16 protein-coding genes and 1 pseudogene are annotated in these 17,209 nt (G+C 68.4%); 11 read left to right on the forward strand and 6 right to left on the reverse strand.

Going from position 1 to position 17,209, the window contains the following annotated elements:
- The first annotated feature begins 126 nt into the window (after positions 1–126).
- Positions 127–1,115: pseudogene (locus tag PSm6_RS16560) on the forward strand (NAD-dependent epimerase/dehydratase family protein).
- A gap of 8 nt (positions 1,116–1,123) precedes the next feature.
- On the opposite strand, the gene PSm6_RS16565 reads toward PSm6_RS16560, so the two are convergent.
- Positions 1,124–1,384: a hypothetical protein gene (locus tag PSm6_RS16565; protein WP_021217930.1), complete on the reverse strand. Its 261-nt coding sequence runs from the start codon at positions 1,382–1,384 to the stop codon at positions 1,124–1,126.
- Positions 1,385–1,698: 314 nt separating this feature from the next.
- Between PSm6_RS16565 and PSm6_RS16570 the strand changes: the two genes are divergently transcribed.
- Positions 1,699–2,541, forward strand: coding sequence for an ATPase (locus PSm6_RS16570; RefSeq protein WP_265167779.1), 843 nt, complete (start codon positions 1,699–1,701; stop codon positions 2,539–2,541).
- A gap of 808 nt (positions 2,542–3,349) precedes the next feature.
- Here PSm6_RS16570 and PSm6_RS16575 read toward each other — a convergent pair.
- Genes PSm6_RS16575 through PSm6_RS16585 form a run of 3 tightly spaced genes read right to left on the reverse strand, consistent with a single transcriptional unit; the run spans position 3,350 to position 5,933 of the window.
- A complete protein-coding gene (locus PSm6_RS16575) occupies positions 3,350–4,399 on the reverse strand; it encodes an alkene reductase (RefSeq protein ID WP_021217558.1) in 1,050 nt (349 codons plus the stop codon).
- Between the two features lie 15 nt (positions 4,400–4,414).
- Positions 4,415–5,578, reverse strand: coding sequence for an MFS transporter (locus tag PSm6_RS16580; RefSeq protein ID WP_184488740.1), 1,164 nt, complete (start codon positions 5,576–5,578; stop codon positions 4,415–4,417).
- Positions 5,579–5,624: 46 nt separating this feature from the next.
- A complete protein-coding gene (locus PSm6_RS16585; protein WP_021217560.1) occupies positions 5,625–5,933 on the reverse strand; it encodes an ArsR/SmtB family transcription factor in 309 nt (102 codons plus the stop codon).
- 141 nt (positions 5,934–6,074) lie between these two features.
- Between PSm6_RS16585 and PSm6_RS16590 the strand changes: the two genes are divergently transcribed.
- Both PSm6_RS16590 and PSm6_RS16595 read left to right on the forward strand, forming a co-directional pair.
- Positions 6,075–6,656, forward strand: coding sequence for an acyl carrier protein phosphodiesterase (locus PSm6_RS16590; RefSeq protein ID WP_265167780.1), 582 nt, complete (start codon positions 6,075–6,077; stop codon positions 6,654–6,656).
- A 69-nt stretch (positions 6,657–6,725) separates the two neighbouring features.
- Positions 6,726–7,586, forward strand: a complete 861-nt coding sequence (locus PSm6_RS16595; protein WP_265167781.1) for a universal stress protein — start codon at positions 6,726–6,728, stop codon at positions 7,584–7,586.
- A 3-nt stretch (positions 7,587–7,589) separates the two neighbouring features.
- On the opposite strand, the gene PSm6_RS16600 is transcribed toward PSm6_RS16595, so the two are convergent.
- Complete coding sequence (locus PSm6_RS16600) at positions 7,590–8,363, reverse strand: lysophospholipid acyltransferase family protein (protein ID WP_265167782.1); 774 nt, start codon at positions 8,361–8,363, stop codon at positions 7,590–7,592.
- 14 nt (positions 8,364–8,377) lie between these two features.
- Positions 8,378–9,148, reverse strand: coding sequence for an L-ornithine N(alpha)-acyltransferase (olsB, locus tag PSm6_RS16605; protein WP_021217564.1), 771 nt, complete (start codon positions 9,146–9,148; stop codon positions 8,378–8,380).
- Between the two features lie 138 nt (positions 9,149–9,286).
- On the opposite strand from olsB, the gene PSm6_RS16610 reads away from it, so the two are divergent.
- From PSm6_RS16610 to PSm6_RS16640, 7 genes are all read left to right on the forward strand, one after another.
- A complete protein-coding gene (locus PSm6_RS16610; RefSeq protein WP_265167785.1) occupies positions 9,287–10,171 on the forward strand; it encodes an acyl-CoA dehydrogenase family protein in 885 nt (294 codons plus the stop codon).
- Positions 10,172–10,645: 474 nt separating this feature from the next.
- Positions 10,646–11,431 (forward strand): oxygen-binding di-iron domain-containing protein, encoded by a 786-nt coding sequence (locus PSm6_RS16615; RefSeq protein ID WP_021217701.1) that lies wholly within the window; start codon positions 10,646–10,648, stop codon positions 11,429–11,431.
- 108 nt (positions 11,432–11,539) lie between these two features.
- The gene (locus PSm6_RS16620) at positions 11,540–12,652 is read left to right on the forward strand and encodes a serine hydrolase domain-containing protein (RefSeq protein ID WP_043241177.1); all 1,113 of its coding nucleotides are present in this window, start codon (positions 11,540–11,542) and stop codon (positions 12,650–12,652) included.
- Positions 12,649–12,981 carry a hypothetical protein gene (locus PSm6_RS16625; protein WP_021217699.1) on the forward strand — a complete coding sequence of 111 codons (333 nt, stop codon included), beginning with the start codon at positions 12,649–12,651 and terminating at the stop codon, positions 12,979–12,981. The genes PSm6_RS16620 and PSm6_RS16625 overlap by 4 nt, the downstream gene beginning before the upstream one ends.
- 145 nt (positions 12,982–13,126) lie before the next feature.
- Positions 13,127–14,335 carry a M20 aminoacylase family protein gene (locus PSm6_RS16630; RefSeq protein ID WP_265167787.1) on the forward strand — a complete coding sequence of 403 codons (1,209 nt, stop codon included), beginning with the start codon at positions 13,127–13,129 and terminating at the stop codon, positions 14,333–14,335.
- Positions 14,336–14,352: 17 nt separating this feature from the next.
- Entirely contained in the window at positions 14,353–15,687 is a 1,335-nt protein-coding gene (locus tag PSm6_RS16635; RefSeq protein WP_265167788.1) for a citrate-proton symporter, read from the forward strand.
- On the forward strand, positions 15,684–17,171 hold the full coding sequence (locus tag PSm6_RS16640; RefSeq protein ID WP_265167789.1) for an amidase: 1,488 nt from the start codon (positions 15,684–15,686) through the stop codon (positions 17,169–17,171). Before PSm6_RS16635 ends, PSm6_RS16640 begins: the two co-directional genes overlap by 4 nt.
- Positions 17,172–17,209 lie beyond the last annotated feature (38 nt).

Below are 17,209 nucleotides of genomic sequence, written 5' to 3' on the forward strand. Positions count from 1 at the left end.
CCACGTGATGCCGGACCAAGGTTGGGCGTCTTGGCTTTCAAGGTCGGGCGGCTGGCTCGCGACGCCACGGCGCCATCCGGCGCGCGCTGCTAGAGTCGCAGGCATAACGAGAACAGGGGATAGGCAATGAAGATTCTGGTAACCGGGGCGAGCGGCTTCATCGGGGGCGCTTCGCCCGCTTCGCGCTGGAGCAGGGCATGTCGGTGCGCATCAACGGCCGGCGCCCGGAAGCCGTGGAGCACCTGGTCAAGCGTGGCGCTGAGTTCGTCCAGGGCGACCTGGCCGACCCCGACCTGGCCCGCGAACTCTGCCGCGACGTCGAGGCCGTGGTGCATTGCGCCGGCGCGGTGGGCGTCTGGGGCAGCTACCCGCACTTCTACCAAGCCAACGTCGAGGTCACCGAGAACATCGTCGAGGCCTGCCTCAAGCAGAAGGTGCGCCGCCTGGTACACCTGTCCTCACCCTCCATCTACTTCGACGGGCGCTCCCATGTGGGCATCCGCGAGGAGCAGGTGCCCAAGCGCTTCTCCGATCACTACGGCGCCACCAAGTACCTGGCCGAGCAGAAGGTCTTCGCCGCCGAGGAATTCGGCCTGGAAGTGATCGCCTTCCGCCCGCGCTTCGTCACCGGTGCCGGCGACACCAGCATCTTCCCGCGGCTCATCGCCATGCAGCGCAAGGGCCGCCTGGCGATCATCGGCAACGGCCTGAACAAGGTGGACTTCACCAGCGTGCACAACCTCAACGAGGTCCTGCTCAGCGGCCTGCTGGCGGCGGGCCCGGCGCTGGGCAAGGTGTACAACATCAGCAACGGCCAGCCGGTGCCGCTGTGGGACGTGGTCAACTACGTGCTGCGCCGCCTCGACCTTCCGCCAGTGACCCGGCACCTGCCCTTCGGCCTGGCCTATGGCGCGGCCACCCTCAACGAGACGCTCTGCAAGGTGCTGCCCGGGCGCCCGGAACCGTCGCTGTTCCGCCTCGGCGTGGCGGTGATGGCGCGGGACTTCTCCCTCGACATCAGCCGTGCGCGGCACTACCTGGAATACGAGCCCACGACCAGCGTCTGGTCGGCACTGGACGAGTTCTGCACCTGGTGGAAGGCCCAGCAGCCCTGAGGCGCGGTTCAGCCGCGCAGCGGGCCGGCGTATTGGGTGTACTTGCGGATCAGCTCTTCCTCGCTCAGCACCTTCTGCACGCGGATGCCGGTGAGTTCGCTGAGGCGTTCGCCCAGGCTGATGATGTTCGCCTGCCGGGAATCGGCGCAGGCCTTGAGCATCGACTGGATGGCGTCGGGCTGGCTGAGACGGATATCCAGGGCCTGCTCGTCGCGAATCTGCCGACGCAGGGTTTGCATGCAGTCCAGTACGGCTTTGGTCAGTTCCACGCGTAATCCCCCCATGAATCAGAAGAGAGCCCCGCCCCTGTCTTCCCCGACCGGCGGAGCGTCGGGCCCCTACTGCATGGGCCCGCCTGGTTGAAGTGCCCCCAAGACACCTCACTGCAGTGATAGCAAAGTGCGTACCAGTTCACGCCCCCAGGAACCCTGGGGCCTGCAGCGGGTCGATCGACCGTGCGTCGCCCCGCGGCAGTGCGGATTCGCACCAGCTTGGCGCGACGCTGATGCCGCCCCAACGAAGCGGTATACTCGCGCACTTGTGGCCAGCCACGGCCCTTAGCGCTCTCTTCCGAAGGTCTACCATGCGTAACGATGCTCTCGATGAACTGGACGATGTTCCCAGCCTGACTACCGATGCCCGGGATCGCGACGAGTACGGCCAGCAGGGCCATGCCCACCATGCTCAACCGGCCCGTGCGGCCAGCCACGGCCATGCAGCGGCGGTCAAGGTGCCCAGCACCGGCCCGCTGTGGGCCCTGATCGGCGCGCTGCTGATCGCCTTCTGCGGTCTCGGCTGGTGGAGCTTCCAGCAGATATCCCTGATGGAGCAGCAACTGGTCGCCACCCAGGAAAGCTTCGCCCGCATCAGCGAGGAAGCCGCCGGTCGCATCCAGGACATCAGCGGCAAGGTGGTCGCCACCGAATCCAACGTCACCACCGGCAGCGAATCCCTCAAGCTCGAACTCAAGCAGCTGCAGGCCAAGGTCGCCGAGATGGGCAAGCAGCAGCAGAGCCTCAATACCCAGATCGGCGGGCAGGGCAAGCGCGTCGACCAGCTCGCCGCCGACATCAAGGCCCAGGAAGGCGCCGCCGGCCAGCTCGATGGCCGCCTCAAGGGCCTGGCCGACGAACAGGGCAAGCTCAAGGCCGCCCAGGGTGATTCCTCCAAGGTCGACGAGCGCCTCAAGGCCCTCTCCGCTGAAATCGACGCGCTGAAGAAGCAGGGCAACCCCAACCAGGCGATCAAGAGCCTGGAGCAGGACCTGCTGGTGCTGCGCAGCGAACTCGACAACCGCCCGGCACCGGCGCAGAACGTGGGCGGCAACACCGCCGAGTTCGACGCCTTCCGCGCGCAGATGACCCGCAACATCAGCACCCTGCAAAGCCAGGTGCAGAACCTGCAGCAGCAGATCAACGCCCGCTGATCCGTGCTTTAGCGAAAAGCCCCGCTCCGCCAGGACCGGGGCTTTTTTGTGCCCCGACGGATCGCAATGCCGCCGGGGGCACCCTGTTGGGGCGAATTCATTGGCTCTGTCTGCGTTAAGTGTTGCTAGAAGAACTTAGCCCAGCTGATTGCCGAGCTTTGCTGGTGCTTCTGGTTTCGCCCACCCGGGCGAGTCCCTTTTTTCAGTCGTCGGGATGCCGAACCACAAAAAAGGAACCAAAAACGCTTGCCCCTGCATACGGGTCTGGCTTCGCCAGACTTCCCTCGCTCCATCATCGTTCCAGGGGCACGCCGCGAAGGGCCATCCCTGGCCCATCGCGGCTCTCGCGACATCCATGTCGCTCAACCCCTTCCACGACGATTCGCTCGGCCTCCTGAAAGGGGCGTTTGGCGGCTGCTCCAACCTTCTTCGCTCGAATCCCCACATTGATGTGCGCATCACCTGCGGGTGTACGCAGCGGCTGGCGGCTTTCGTAGGATGGTGTAGAGCGAAGCGAAACCCATGCGGTGGAGGTGGCACGAACCCTTGGGCGCACGGAAATCACCGTGCTTGAGCGTCTGCATTAAAACCACAACAGCTAACGCAGACAGAGCCAATTCATTCGCCCGCTCTTCATGCCATCGCGCTCCGTTGTCACCAGCAAAGGTGGTGATGGGTTTCGCTGCGCTCTACGCCATCCTACGGTTCGTGTTGGCCGGCGGCTCTTCCGTTGCCCGCACTTATCCACAGCCACGAAAAAGCCCCGGCTTTGCGGGCCGGGGCTTTGCTTTATCGCCAGCGTTGCCGCTTACAGGCGCGGGTAGTCGATGTAGCCGACCGGGCCCTTGGCGTAGAAGGTTTCCGGGTGCGGCTCGTTCAGCGGGGCGTCCTGTTCCAGGCGGGCCGGCAGGTCGGGGTTGGCGATGAAGGGGATGCCGAAGGCCACGGCATCGGCCTTGCCTTCCGCCAGCCAAGCGTTGGCCTGCTCCTTGGTGAAGCGCTCGTTGGCGATGAACACGCCGCCGAAGGCTTCCTTCAGGCTCGGGGTCAGGCTGTCGTCGGCGACCTTCTCACGGGCGCAGATGAAGGCCACGCCACGCTTGCCCAGTTCGCGGGCCACGTAGCCGAAGGTCTCGGCGCGGTTGGAGTCGCCCATGTCATGGGAGTCGGCGCGCGGTGCCAGGTGCACGCCCACGCGGCCGGCGCCCCAGACCTTGATCAGCTCATCGGTCACCTCCAGCAGCAGGCGTGCGCGGTTCTCCAGGGAGCCGCCGTAGATATCGCTGCGCTTGTTGGTGCTGTCCTGCAGGAACTGGTCGATCAGGTAGCCGTTGGCGGCGTGCAGTTCCACGCCGTCGAAACCGGCGGCTTGGGCGTTCTCGGCACCCACGCGGTAGGCCTCGATGATGTCACCGATCTCTTCGGTTTCCAGGGCGCGGGGCACCGGGTAGTCACGCAGCGGGCGCAGCAGGCTGACATGGCCCTTGGCGGCGATGGCGCTCGGCGCCACCGGGGTTTCGCCGTCCAGGTAGCTGGGGTCGGAGATGCGGCCCACGTGCCACAGCTGCAGGACGATCTTGCCGCCGTTGGCGTGCACGGCCTTGGTGATGTTGCTCCAGCCCTTGACCTGCTCGTCACTCCAGATGCCGGGGGTGTCGGGGTAGCCGACGCCCAGCGGGGTCACGGAGGTGGCCTCGCTGATGATCAGGCCGGCGGAGGCGCGCTGGGTGTAGTACTCGGCCATCAGCGCGTTGGGCACGCGGCCTTCGTCGGCGCGGCAGCGGGTCAGCGGGGCCATGATGATGCGGTTGGCGAGTTCCAGTTCGCCGATCTTGATGGGATCGAAAAGCGTTGCCATGGGATACACCTCGGATTAGTCGAGAGCGGTTTCCAGCTCGGGTTTGCGTTGACTGAAGGTCAGGACGGTCGCGACCAGGGCGAGAATCGCCAGCACGGCTGCGGCCAGGGGGACGCGGGTCAGGCCCAGGCCCTGGTCGATGACCAGGCCGCCGACCCAGGCGCCGAGGGCGTTGCCCACGTTGAAGGCGCCGATGTTGAGGGTGGAGACCAGGTTCGGCGCACCGGCACCGAAGGCCACCACGTTGACTTGCAGGGCGGGCACGGCGGCGAAGGCGGCCGTGGCCCAGAGGAACAGGGTGATCTCGGTGGGGATCAGCGCAGCGCTGGTCCAGCTGAGTACGGTGGAGGCGATGGCCAGGGCGACGAACACACCCATCAGCGTCTGCGCCAGCTTCCAGTCCGCCAGGCGGCCGCCGATGACGTTGCCCAGGGTCAGGCCCAGGCCGATCAGCAGCAGGCTCAGGGTCACGCCACGGGGCGAGACGCCGGTGACTTCGCCCAGCAGCGGCGCCACGTAGGTGAAGATGCAGAACACCGCGGCGGAGAACAGCACGGTGGTGGACAGCGCCAGCCACAGCCCCGCGCCGTTGAGCGCGGCCAGTTCGCGGCGCATGTCGGCCTTCTCTTCGTCATGGCGGTTGGGCAGCACGCGCCACAGGCCGATCAGCGCGGCGACGCCGATCAGGGTCACCGCCCAGAAGGTCGAGCGCCAGCCGGCGGCCTGGCCCAGCGCGGTGCCCAGGGGCACGCCGAGCACGTTGGCCAGGGTCAGCCCGGTGAACATCAGCGCCACAGCCGAGGCCTTGCGGTTCTCCGGCACCAGGCTGGCGGCCACCACCGAACCGATACCGAAGAAGGCACCGTGGCAGAGGGCGGTGACCACCCGTGCCAGCATCAGCAGCTCGTAGTTGGCGGCCACCGCGCACAGCAGGTTGCCGAGGATGAAGATGCCCATCAGTGCCAGCAGCGCGGCCTTGCGGGGGAAGCGGGCGGTGGCCATGGCCATGAACGGGGCGCCCACGGCCACGCCCAGGGCGTAGCCGGTGACCAGCCAGCCGGCGCCGGGAATCGACACGCCGAGGTCGGCGGCGACGTCGGGCAGCAGGCCCATGATCACGAATTCCGTGGTGCCGATGGCGAACGCGGACAAAGCGAGGACGAGAAGCGAAGTCGGCATTGGCCTGCTCCTGGAAGATTGTGGGTGGCGGCAGGTAATCGAAGGCCTAGAGCTGGTCGCTCATCTGGCGAAGGAATTCACTGATTACGGCTTCATTACGTTTGAAGAAGTTCCACTGCCCGACCTTGCGGCTGGTGACCAGGCCGGCACGCTGCAGGGTCGCCAGGTGCACCGAAACGGTGGACTGCGAAAGCCCCGTGCGCTGGTCGAACTTGCCGGCGCAGACGCCGATCTCGAACGGGTGGTCCTGCTCGACGAAATGCTTGTGCGGGTCTTTCAGCCACTGCAGCATCTCGCGCCGCACCGGGTGGGCGAGGGCCTTGATGATTTCGTCGATGTCGATGGGCGTGGTCATTGCTTCGTGGTTCCGGGTGAAGCCATATCGGGAATGGACGAACTATATATCGGCTAAAAACGATACAGGATCGTTTGTGCCGATAGTCTTCATCACGCCGGCTGATGGAAGCGCCCTCGGCTAGAGGCGTAAGCTTGGCCAATGAATTACCTCGCCCACCTGCACCTCGGCGGTGACCAGCCCGCCCAACTGCTCGGCAGCCTCTACGGCGATTTCGTCAAGGGGCCGCTGGACGGGCGCTGGCCGGCGGACATCGAGGCCGGCATCCGCCTGCACCGGCGCATCGACGTGTTCACCGACGCCCACCCGCTCACCGCCGAGGCCAAGGCACTGTTCCCGGCCTCGCGCCGCCGCGTCGCCAGCATCCTCCTCGACCTGTTCTTCGACCACTGCCTGGCGCGGGACTGGCGGCGCTATGCCGAGGTGCCGCTACCGGCCTTCACCGGCCAGGTCTACCGGGTGCTGGCCGAGGAGTCGGCGCTGCCCGAGAGGCTGGCCTTCATCGCCCCGCGCATGGCCGCCCAGGACTGGCTCGGCAGCTACCAAGACTTCGCGATCATCGAGCAGGTGCTGGTCGGCATGTCGCGACGCTTTTCCCGGCCCGGCCTGCTGGATGGCGCCTATGAGGAGATCGAACAGCTGTACCAGCCACTCAGCGAAACCTTCCGTCGTTTCTACCCCGAGCTGCAGGGCTTCGCCCGCGAGGCATCCCGCCCGGCTTGACCTGCATCAAGCGCTGCAACCCCGTACCGGCGTGCAATATCAGTAGCTAACTGGTTACGGAGGTGCCCGATGAAATCCCTGCTGCTGGCGACCGACCTGTCCTCGCGATCCGAGCGTGCCCTGCTGCGCGCCGCGAGCCTGGTGCGGCAGTTCGACTGCCCCTGGTTCATCCTCCACGTGGTGGACAGCGACCAGCCGCAGCTGCGCGTCGAGCTGGAGGTGGAGCAGATCCGCCGCGACCTCGAGGCGCGCCTCGGCGAATTCACCGAACGCGCTGGGCGTGCCCCGGAAATCTGGGTGGAGGCCGGTGACCCGGCGCCGCGCATCGCCGAATGCGCGCGCTGGGGCGATATCGACCTGTTGGTGATGGGGGTTCACCGACGCAACGCCCTGCGCGACGTCTTCGTCGGCACCACCCTGGAGCGCGTGGTGCGCACCTGCGAGAAACCGGTGCTGGTGGTCAACCGCGAGCCCGAGTCCTCCTACCGCGACCTGGTGCTGGCCCTTGACCTCTCGCCCACCTCGGCCCGCGCCGTACGCGCGGCCAAGGCGCTGGGGCTGATGGATGGCGCGCGTTGCCGGGCGGTGCACGCCTACGAACCCTTCGCCAGGGTGATGCTGATGAACGCCGGCATCACCACCCCGATGCTCGACGATCACCTCTCCAGCGAAGAGCGCAATGCGCGGCTCAACCTGGCCGGCTTCCTCGAAGAGCAGGGCCTGCTGGGCGTGGTGGGGGAGCAACGGGTGGAAGAGGGGCTGCCGATGACCATCCTGCGGCGGGTCATGGCCGACTCGCCACCGGACCTGCTGGTGCTGGGCACTCGGGGCATGGGCGGGATCAAGCGGGTGCTGATCGGCAGCGTCGCCGATGCGGCGCTGCGCGAATTCGAGTGCGACATCCTCGCCGTCCCGCCGATGCGGGACTGAGGCTCAGGCCGCCAGCTCCTCGGCGGCCTCTTCACCGAACAGCACCGTCTGGATCGCGCCGTGGGCCTGGCGGCTCAACAGCGTGCGGCTCAGGTCGGCACTGGGGATGGGCTGCAGCAGGTGGATCTCCACCTCGGCCACCTCGTTGCCCAACAGGCGCAGCAGGTGCGAAAGCAGGTCGTCGTCGCCGATGAAGGGCGCGATCTCGTCACGCTGGCCGTTGCGCAGGTAACGGATCGCCACCGGCTGCACCGCCACGCTGGTCTCGCAGGCGCTGGTCAGCAGGCGGCTGTGGAAGGTGCGCAGCAGGCTGCCGTCGGTGGTGGTGCCTTCGGGGAAGATTGCCAGTTGCCGGCCCAGCCCCAGGTGGCGGGCGAGTTGCTGGCCCACCAGGTTGCTGTCGCCCGCGCCCCGGCGGATGAACAGCGTGCCGGCCTTGTGCGCCAGCCAGCCGGCGATGGGCCAGGCGCGCACTTCGGCCTTGGACAGGAACGACAGCGGCGCGAGCATGCCCAGCAGCGGGATATCGGTCCAGGACACATGGTTGGACACCCACAGCATCGGCTGGCGCGGTACGTCGCCCGTCACCTTCACGCGGAAGGGCAGGGCACCGGCCAGGCGGGCGAGGAACCAGCGGGTCAGGCGCTGGCGCCGCACCATGATGTCGCGGCCGCGGAACAGGCGTTCCAGCACCACCACCCAGCACGCCAGTAGCAGGCCGAGGCCCACCACCGCCAGCAGGCGGGCGATGCGCAGGTACGGGCGCAGTTTGCTCATGCCGTCGCCTCCGCTCAGACCGCCGCCTTGAAGTGACGGGCGTAGCGCGGGCACAGCTCGTCGCGCTTGAGCAGGATGAACACGTCGGCGACCTGGAAGTCCTGGTCCCAGCAGGGCTCGCCGCAGATCTTCGCGCCCAGGCGCATGTAGGCCTTGAGCAGCGGTGGCATCTCGGCGATGACGTTGCCGGGCAGCTCCAGCGCCGGCAGCGGGGTGCGCGGTTCGGCGCGCAGGTGTTCGGTGCACAGGTAGCGCTCGCGCAGGCGCTGCATGATGGCCTGGGCCTGGATGCCGCCGTCCTGCATGGGGATGCTGGCGCAGCCCATCAGGTAGCGATAGCCGCCTTCGTTGAGCACTTCGGCCAGTTCGCTCCAGAGCACGGCGATGGTGCCGCCGTTGCGGTAGGCCGGGTCGACGCAGGTGCGGCCGATCTCCAGCACAGGGCCCTGCAGCTCGCCGAGGCCCACCAGCTGGAATTCTTCTTCGCTGTAGAAGCGGCCGATATCGTTGGCGGCGCGGTGGTCCAGCAGGCGGGTGGTGGCCACCAGGCAATCGCTGTCCAGGTCGCGCACGCCGATGTGCATGCAGTGCGGGTCGTAGTCGTCCATGTCGAGGCCGAACTCGGCGCCCTTGAGCTTGGCATCGAACTCCGCGCTGAACACGCGGTAGCGCAGGGCCTGGGCTTCACGCAGGGCGGCGACGCCGGTCAGGCGCTCGGCCTGCAGGCGACGTGGGCTTTTTTCGCCGCGGGCGGCGTTGTCGCGGGTCATTGCGATCTGGGTCATGAATAAAGCCTCCGTTAGCCGGCTAGATCCCGGTTGCAGCCGGTCGATCTTGTTGTGCAAAGTCAGGCTAGGGAGACCCGGTGTCACCACCATGACGTTTCCGTGATGCTTGAATGACAGCGACCAAAGGAGCCTGAAATGACCTGGCAACGCCTGCTGGAGATCAACGACCGCCTGCCCGCAGCCCCCCTGGAGGACTGGTACGGCGCACTGCTGGAGCGCCTGGGCGAGGCCTCGCCCTTCGAACTGGCGGTGCTCGGCGGCCGGCTCGCGGCGACCCCGGGGCTGGCTTTCCTCGCCGGCTACCAGGGGGCCCTGCGCCTGCTTTGGCCTTCTGCGCCGCAAAGCCTCGGCGCCTTGTGCGTGACCGAAAGTCGCAGCACCCGCCCGGCTGACATGCACACCCGCCTGGCCGGCCTGAGCCTGTCCGGGCGCAAGGATTTCGTCACCGCCGCCGATGCCGCCGACTGGCTGCTGGTGGCCGCCCGCGAGGAGGCCGAGGGCCAGCCGCCGCGCCTGGCCCTGGTGGTGGTGCGTAATGGCGCCCCGGGCGTGCGCATCGAGACCCTGCCGTCGCTGCCGCTGATGCCGGACATCCCCCACGCCCGCCTGCACCTGGACGCCGCTCATTGCGAGCGCCTGGCCGGCGATGGCTGGGACGCCTACGTGAAACCCTTCCGCAGCATCGAAGACCTGCACGTGCTCGCCGCCATGGGCGGCTGGCTGCTCGGCGTCGGTCGTGACAGCGGCTGGCCGGAGCCCCTGCAACTGCGCCTGCTGGGGCTGCTCGGCAGCGCTGCCGAGGTGTCCCGGCTGTGCGCCACCAGCCCGACGATGCACCTGATGCTGGCCGGCCTGTTCGCCCAGTTCGACGGCCTGCGCCCCGAGCTGGAAAGCGCCCTCGTCAGCGGCCCGCAGGCATGGGCCACGCTGTGGCAACGGGACCAGGGCGTGCTCAGCCTCGCCGTCGGCCCCCGCGCCAAACGCCTGGAAAAAGCCCGCGCCAGCCTCGGCCTGGGCTGAACTGCAGAACTCCGTAGGTTGGGCTTGTTTCGTAGGATGGGTAGAGCTACGCGAAACCCATCATCGGGGGCCCGGCCGGACCTCTGGAAGGAAATCGAGGCTGGTCGGGGCGCGGGACCCCGTAGGTTGGGCTGAGGCACGAAGCCCAACATCGCGCGGCCGAGCGTCGCACCGTTGGGCCTCGCTGCGCTCGGCGCCAACCTACGGCACGCACCGGTAGGTCGGGTGCGCCCGACACTGTCGGAGCCCCGCCGGCCCTCGCCTGGTGGAGGAAAAAAGCGTCCTCCACCCTACGCCGGCCCCATCTCCGAGCAGGGCGGCTCATCGCCCGCCGCACGTCGCTCCACGCCAATCGCGACGCAGCGCCCGCCCCTGCGACGTTTTCGCCCTTGACGCCGGGTTCGCTTGATTCAGGTCAGTACGGGAAAAATCCACAACCACGATGCTGGCCGCAGCAACCAATTCGAGGTTTCCATGCGGCGTGAACCCATAGTGCTGTTCGATAACGGCACCCACCAATGCCTGATGTTCGATGACCTGGTCAGTGGCGATGGCGTGCAGTCCAACCAGTTCCTGATCACCGACCACGAGCAATACCTGCTGCTCGACCCGGGCGGCGACCTGACCTACACCCCCCTGTCGCTGGAGCTGTCCAAGCACATCCCGCTGCAGGAGCTGACCTACATCTTCGCCTCCCACCAGGACCCGGACATCATCGCGTCGCTGGACAAGTGGCTGCTGCACACCCGCGCCAAGGTCATCTGCTCCAAGCTCTGGGCGCGCTTCCTGCCGCACCTGACGGCCAACTACCTGGCCATCAGCCACGGCATTTCCACCTACGACCGCATCATCGCGCTGCCGGACCGTGGCCAGTCGATCCCGCTGGGGCGTTGCAACCTCAAGGCGGTGCCGGCGCACTTCCTGCATTCGGTGGGCAACTTCCAGATCTACGACCCGATCAGCAAGATCCTCTTCTCCGGCGACATGGGCGCGTCCATGGTCGATGACGCCAACCCGGTGCGCGACTTCGTCAACCACGTGCCCGAGATGGAGGGCTTCCACCGCCGCTACATGGCCGGCAACAAGGCCTGTCGCCTGTGGGCCGCCATGGTTCGCGAAATGGATGTGGAAATGATCGTGCCGCAACACGGCCGGCCCTTCATGGGCAAGGAAATGATCAGCGCCTTCCTCTACTGGATCGAGAACCTGCAATGCGGCCTCGACCTGATGGGCCCGGACGACTACCGCCTGCCGCGCTGAGCACTGACCTTCGCGCCGAATGTCCCTTGAAGCGGCACGTTCGGCGCTTTTTAGCGTCATCTTCCCCGTGCTAGGGTTCCGCCTCCGCTGACAACAAGAGGCTGACCAATGCCCGTCCCGCTGCTGCGAACCCTGAGCCTGACGCTCGGCCTCTGCGCCGCCACGCTCGCCCACGGCGAAACCTGGCCCGGCGCCGAATGGGCCCAGGGCGCCAAACCGTCCGGCGCCGCCCTCGACGCCTTCGAAGCCTATGCCTTCCCCACCCGTGACGATGCCCAGCGCAAGGGCGTGCGCACCGACGCCGTGGTGGTGATCCGCGATGGCCAGCTCATCTACGAACGCTACGCCGGCCCCACCCGCGCCGAGACGCCGCACCTCACCTGGTCGGTGAGCAAGAGCCTGCTCGCCGCCACCCTCGGCGTGGCCTACGGCGAAGGCCGCTTCAAGCTCGACGACCCGGTCGCCCGCCACTACCCGGCCTTCGCCGGCCATGGCGCGGTGCAGATGAACCACCTGCTGCACTGGGCCTCGGGCCTGGCCTGGCAGGAAGACTACGAATACGCGCCGCTGAAATCCTCGGTGGTGGCCATGCTCTACACCCGGGGCCGTGGCGACATGGCCGCCTTCGCGGCGGAACACCCGCTGGACGCCGTGCCGGGCAAGCGCTTCCGCTACTCCAGCGGCGACAGCAACGTGCTCTCCGCCGCGCTCAAGGGTATGGTCGGCGCGGCCTACAAGGACTATCCCTGGACCGCGCTGTTCGACCCCCTGGGCATCCGCTCGGCGGTGTGGGAAACCGACGCCGCCGGCACTTTCGTCGGTTCGTCCTATGCCTACATGAGCGCCCGTGACCTCGCCCGCGTCGGCCTGCTGATGCAGCGCGACGGGCGCTGGGGCGAGCGCCAGCTGCTGCCCAAGGAATGGGTGGCGTTCAACCGCAAGCCCTTCGCCGAATTCCGCACCGACCCCAAGCACCCCGACGATGCAGTGCCCGGCGGGCACTGGTGGCTCAACGCGGTGGTGGCCGGCAGTGCCAAGCCCTGGCCGGATGCGCCCGAAGACGCCTTCGCCGCCCTCGGCCACTGGGGCCAGGCGCTCTATGTGCTGCCGGCGCAAAAGCTGGTGATCGTTCGCTACGCCGATGACCGCGACAAGAGCTACCAGCACAACCAGTTCCTCAAGCTGGCCCAGGCGGCCTTCGCCCAGGAGGTGCAGCCATGATCCGCCGCCACCCGATCCTCGCCATCCTGGTGCTGCTGCTCCTGGTGCTGGCCGGCCTGGCCTGGCAGAACCGCGTCCATATCCAGGCCTTCCCCGGCATCATCAGCGCCTACACCGCCAAGGAGTACTGCTCCTGCCGCTACGTCATGGACAACCCGGCGGACTACTGCGTGGGCTACGTGAAGCAATACGTGCCCACCAGCGCCTTCCTCGATGACGCCGCCGCCAAGCGCGTGACCTCCCGCGGCCTCGGCGCCACCTCCACCGCCGCCTGGCTCGGCCCGCGCCAGGGCTGCCAGCTGCTGCCCGAGGCCGACCGCCTGCCCTGACGGCGGCGCCGCACCGGGGCGGGCCACGCGCCCGCGCCCGGTGTTCCACCCTGTGGAACCGTCTTCGATTGTTCTCCTCGCCCCGTGGCGCTTGACTGGGGCCGGGCCGCCTTCCCGGGTGGCCACGACGAGGAGAACAACAACAATGACCCGTTACGCGCACATCCCTGCCTGGCTGCATGGCATCGACGACGAGCTGCGTCGCCTGCGCCAGGACATCCACGCCCACCCCGAACTGGGCTTCGAGGAAACCCGCACCGCCGAGCTGGTGGCCCGTGCCCTTGAGGGTTGGGGCTACGAGGTGCACCGGGGCATCGGCCGCACCGGCGTGGTCGGCGTGCTGCGCCGGGGCGACGGCACGCGGCGCCTGGGGCTGCGCGCCGACATGGATGCGCTGCCCATCACCGAAGCCACCGGGGTTGCCCACAGCAGCCGCCACGCCGGCTGCATGCACGCCTGCGGCCATGACGGCCACACCGCGATGCTGCTGGGGGCCGCACGCTACCTGGCCGAGGCCGGGCGCTTCGAGGGCACCCTCAACCTGATCTTCCAGCCCGCCGAGGAAGGGCAGGGCGGCGCCGAGGCGATGCTCGCCGACGGCCTGCTGGAACGCTTCCCCTGCGATGCGCTGTTCGCCATGCACAACATGCCGGGGCTGGAGGCGGGGCGCATGGCCTTCCGCGCCGGGCCGGTGATGGCCTCCCAGGACCTGCTGGAGGTGACCCTGGAAGGCGTCGGCGGCCACGGCTCCATGCCGCACCTGTGCATCGACCCGCTGGTGGCCGCCGCCGATATCATCATGGCGTTGCAGACGGTGGTGGCGCGCAACATCGATGCGCAACGTGCCGCCGTGGTCACCGTGGGCGCGCTGCAGGCGGGGGAGGCGGCCAACGTCGTCCCGCAGACCGCCTTGCTGCGCCTGAGCCTGCGGGCACTGGACCCGCAGGTGCGTGAACTGCAGCTGCAGCGGGTCACGGCCATCATCCGTGGGCATGCCGCGAGCCACGGTTGCCGCGTGGCCATCGAGCACCGCCCGGCCTACCCGGTGACGGTCAACCATGCGGCCGAGACCGCCTTCGCCCGTGACGTGGCCACCGGGCTGCTGGGGGAGGGCGCGGTGCAGGAGGCGCAAACGCTGATGGGCAGCGAAGACTTCGGCTGGATGCTGCAGCGCTGCCCCGGCAGCTACCTGATGATCGGCAACGGCGAGGGGCCGATGGTCCACAACCCCGGCTACGACTTCAACGACGACATCCTCGGCCGTGGCGCCGCCTACTGGGCCGCCCTGGCGGAGGCCTGGCTGCAGGCCGCCCGCAGCGACCTGCCCAGCCGCGCGACCGCCGCCCACGCCTAAGCCCCCGGAGGCTCACCATGCACACGCCAACCCGCGGCGCCTCGCGCGGCCGCCAGGTGACCGCTGCCGTCATCGGCAACGCCCTCGAGTGGTACGACTTCATCGTCTATGGCTTCCTGGCCAGCATCATCGCCAGGCTGTTCTTCCCGTCCGACAACGAATACACCTCGTTGCTGATGGCCCTGGCCACCTTCGGCGTCGGCTTCTTCATGCGCCCGGTCGGCGGCGTGCTGCTGGGCCTCTACGCCGACCGCAAGGGACGCAAGGCGGCCATGCAGCTGATCATCCTGCTGATGACCCTCTCCATCGCCCTGATCGCCTTCGCCCCGGATTACGCCGCCATCGGCCTCGGTGCGCCGCTGCTGATCGTGGTCGCGCGGATGATCCAGGGCTTCGCCACCGGCGGCGAATACGCCAGCGCCACGGCCTTCCTGGTGGAGTGTGCGCCGGCCAACCGCCGTGGCCTCTATGGCTCCTGGCAGCTGTTCGGCCAGTGCCTGGCGGTGTTCGCCGGCTCCGGCATGGGCGCGCTGGTCACCCACACGCTCTCGCCGGAGGCGCTGGACAGCTGGGGTTGGCGCCTGCCCTTCGTCATCGGCCTGCTGATCGGCCCGGTGGGGCTGTGGATGCGCCGGCACATGGAGGAGACCGAAGCCTTCCTCGAAAGCCGCGCCAGCCAAGGTGGGGAGAACCTCAGCCTGGGGCGGATGCTGCGGGACAACCGGCGCGCCGTGCTGGTGACCCTGGGCAATACCATCAGCGGCACCGTGGCCTTCTACGTGGTGCTGGTGAACATGCCCACCTTCGCCCACAGGCAGCTCGGCCTGCCGCTGGACCAGGTGTTCATGGTGCAGATGGCGGCGGTGGCGCTGATGACCCTGGTGATCCCCATTGCCGGCGCACTCTCCGACCTCTACGGCCGGCGGCCGGTACTGCTGGCGGGCACCTTCGCCTTCTTCGTGCTGGTCTACCCGCTATTCAACTGGGTCGCGGCGGCGCCCAGCCTGGAGCGCCTGCTGGTGATGCAACTGCTGCTGTGCGCCTCGATCGGTGTGCTGTACGGGCCAGGCCCCACCGCCGGCGCCGAGCAGTTCCCCACCGGGGTGCGTTCCACCGGGCTGGCGCTGTCCAATAACCTGGGGGTGATGCTCTTCGGCGGCTTCGCGCCCTTCATCGTCACCTGGCTGACCCAGGCCACCGCCGACCCGGTGGCCCCGGCGTACTACGTGCTGTTCGCCGCCAGCATCGGGCTGGTCTCGGCCTGGTACCTGCGCGAAGGCGCACCCGCTGCATTGGAACGTCGTGAGCGCCGCCGGCTGCTCGCTCAAGCCACCCGGAGCCTCGTCGAATGAGCCGTTTCGAATACTCCCTCGCCGAGCTGGCTGTGCAGGCGGCGAGCAGCGAGATCGTCGCCCTCGGCGCGCTGGCGCTGTCCGAAGCCATCCGTACCCGGCAGCTGTCCTGCCGGGAGGTGATGCAGGCCTACCTGGAACAGATCCACCGCCTCAACCCACGGGTCAACGCCCTGGTGGGCGTGCGGCCGGACGAACACCTGCTGGCCGAGGCCGAGCAGCGCGACCGCCTGCTGGCGCAGGGGCAGTGGCTTGGCTGGATGCACGGCATGCCCCAGGCGCCCAAGGACCTGGCCGCCGTCGCCGGCATGGTCACCAGCTTCGGCTCGCCGCTGTTCGCCGGGCAGGTGACCGAGCACGACGTCCACGTGGTGGCCCGCGCCCGCGCCGCCGGGGCGATCTTCATCGGTCGCAGCAACACCCCGGAGTTCGGCCTCGGCTCGCACACCTACAACCGCGTCCACGGCACCACCGGCAATGCCTACGACCCGGTGCTCAGCGCCGGGGGCAGCAGCGGCGGGGCGGCGGTGGCCCTGGCGTTGCGCATGCTGCCGGTGGCCGATGGCAGCGACATGATGGGCTCGCTGCGCAACCCTGCCGCCTTCAACAACGTCTATGGCCTGCGCCCGTCCCAGGGGCGGGTGCCGGTGGGGCCGACGCCGGAACTGTTCGCCCAGCAACTGGCCACCGAAGGGCCCATGGGGCGCAGCGTGGCCGATGTCGCCGCCTTGCTGCGCACCCAGGCGGGCTATGCGGCGGGGGCGCCGCTGTCGCTGAACACCGGGGACGACCTGGCCGGCTCGCTGGAGCGCGACGTGCGCGGCCTGCGCATCGGTTGGCTGGGCGACCTCGGCGGCCACCTGCCCATGGAGCCGGGGCTGCTCGGCCTGTGTGAAACGGCGCTGGATGATTTCCGTGCCCTCGGCTGCGAGGTGGAGCCGTGCAGCGTGGCGTTCGACCCGGAGCGGCTCTGGCGCTGCTGGCTGGTGCATCGCCACTGGCTGATCGCCGGCAGCCTGGGCCAGGCCTATGCCGACCCGGCCAGCCGCGCGCAACTCAAGCCGGAAGCCATCTGGGAAGTGGAGGGCGGGCTGCGCCTGTCGGCCCGGGACGTCTTCCAGGCATCGCTGGACCGCAGCGACTGGTACCGCGCCTTGCTGGCGCTGTACGAGCGTTACGACTACCTGCTGCTGCCGTGCACCCAGGTGTTTCCATTCGATGCTGCGCAGCACTGGCCGCAGGCCATCGATGGCCGGGCCATGGACAGCTACCACCGCTGGATGGAAGTGGTGGTGGGCGTGACCCTGGCGGGCCTGCCGGCCATGAGCGTACCGGCGGGGTTCGGCGCCAATGGGCTGCCCACCGGGCTGCAGCTGGTGGGACCGCCCCGTGGCGACCTGGCCGTGTTGCAACTGGCCCACGCCCACGAGTTGCACACGCAGTGGGTGCAGCGGCGCCCACCGGCGTTGCTCGGTGGCGCCTGAGGGGCGTGCAACGGGTGGGTCCGTATCTTGCTGTTGTC

This window comes from Pseudomonas solani, assembly GCF_026072635.1.
GTDB lineage: Bacteria > Pseudomonadota > Gammaproteobacteria > Pseudomonadales > Pseudomonadaceae > Metapseudomonas > Metapseudomonas solani.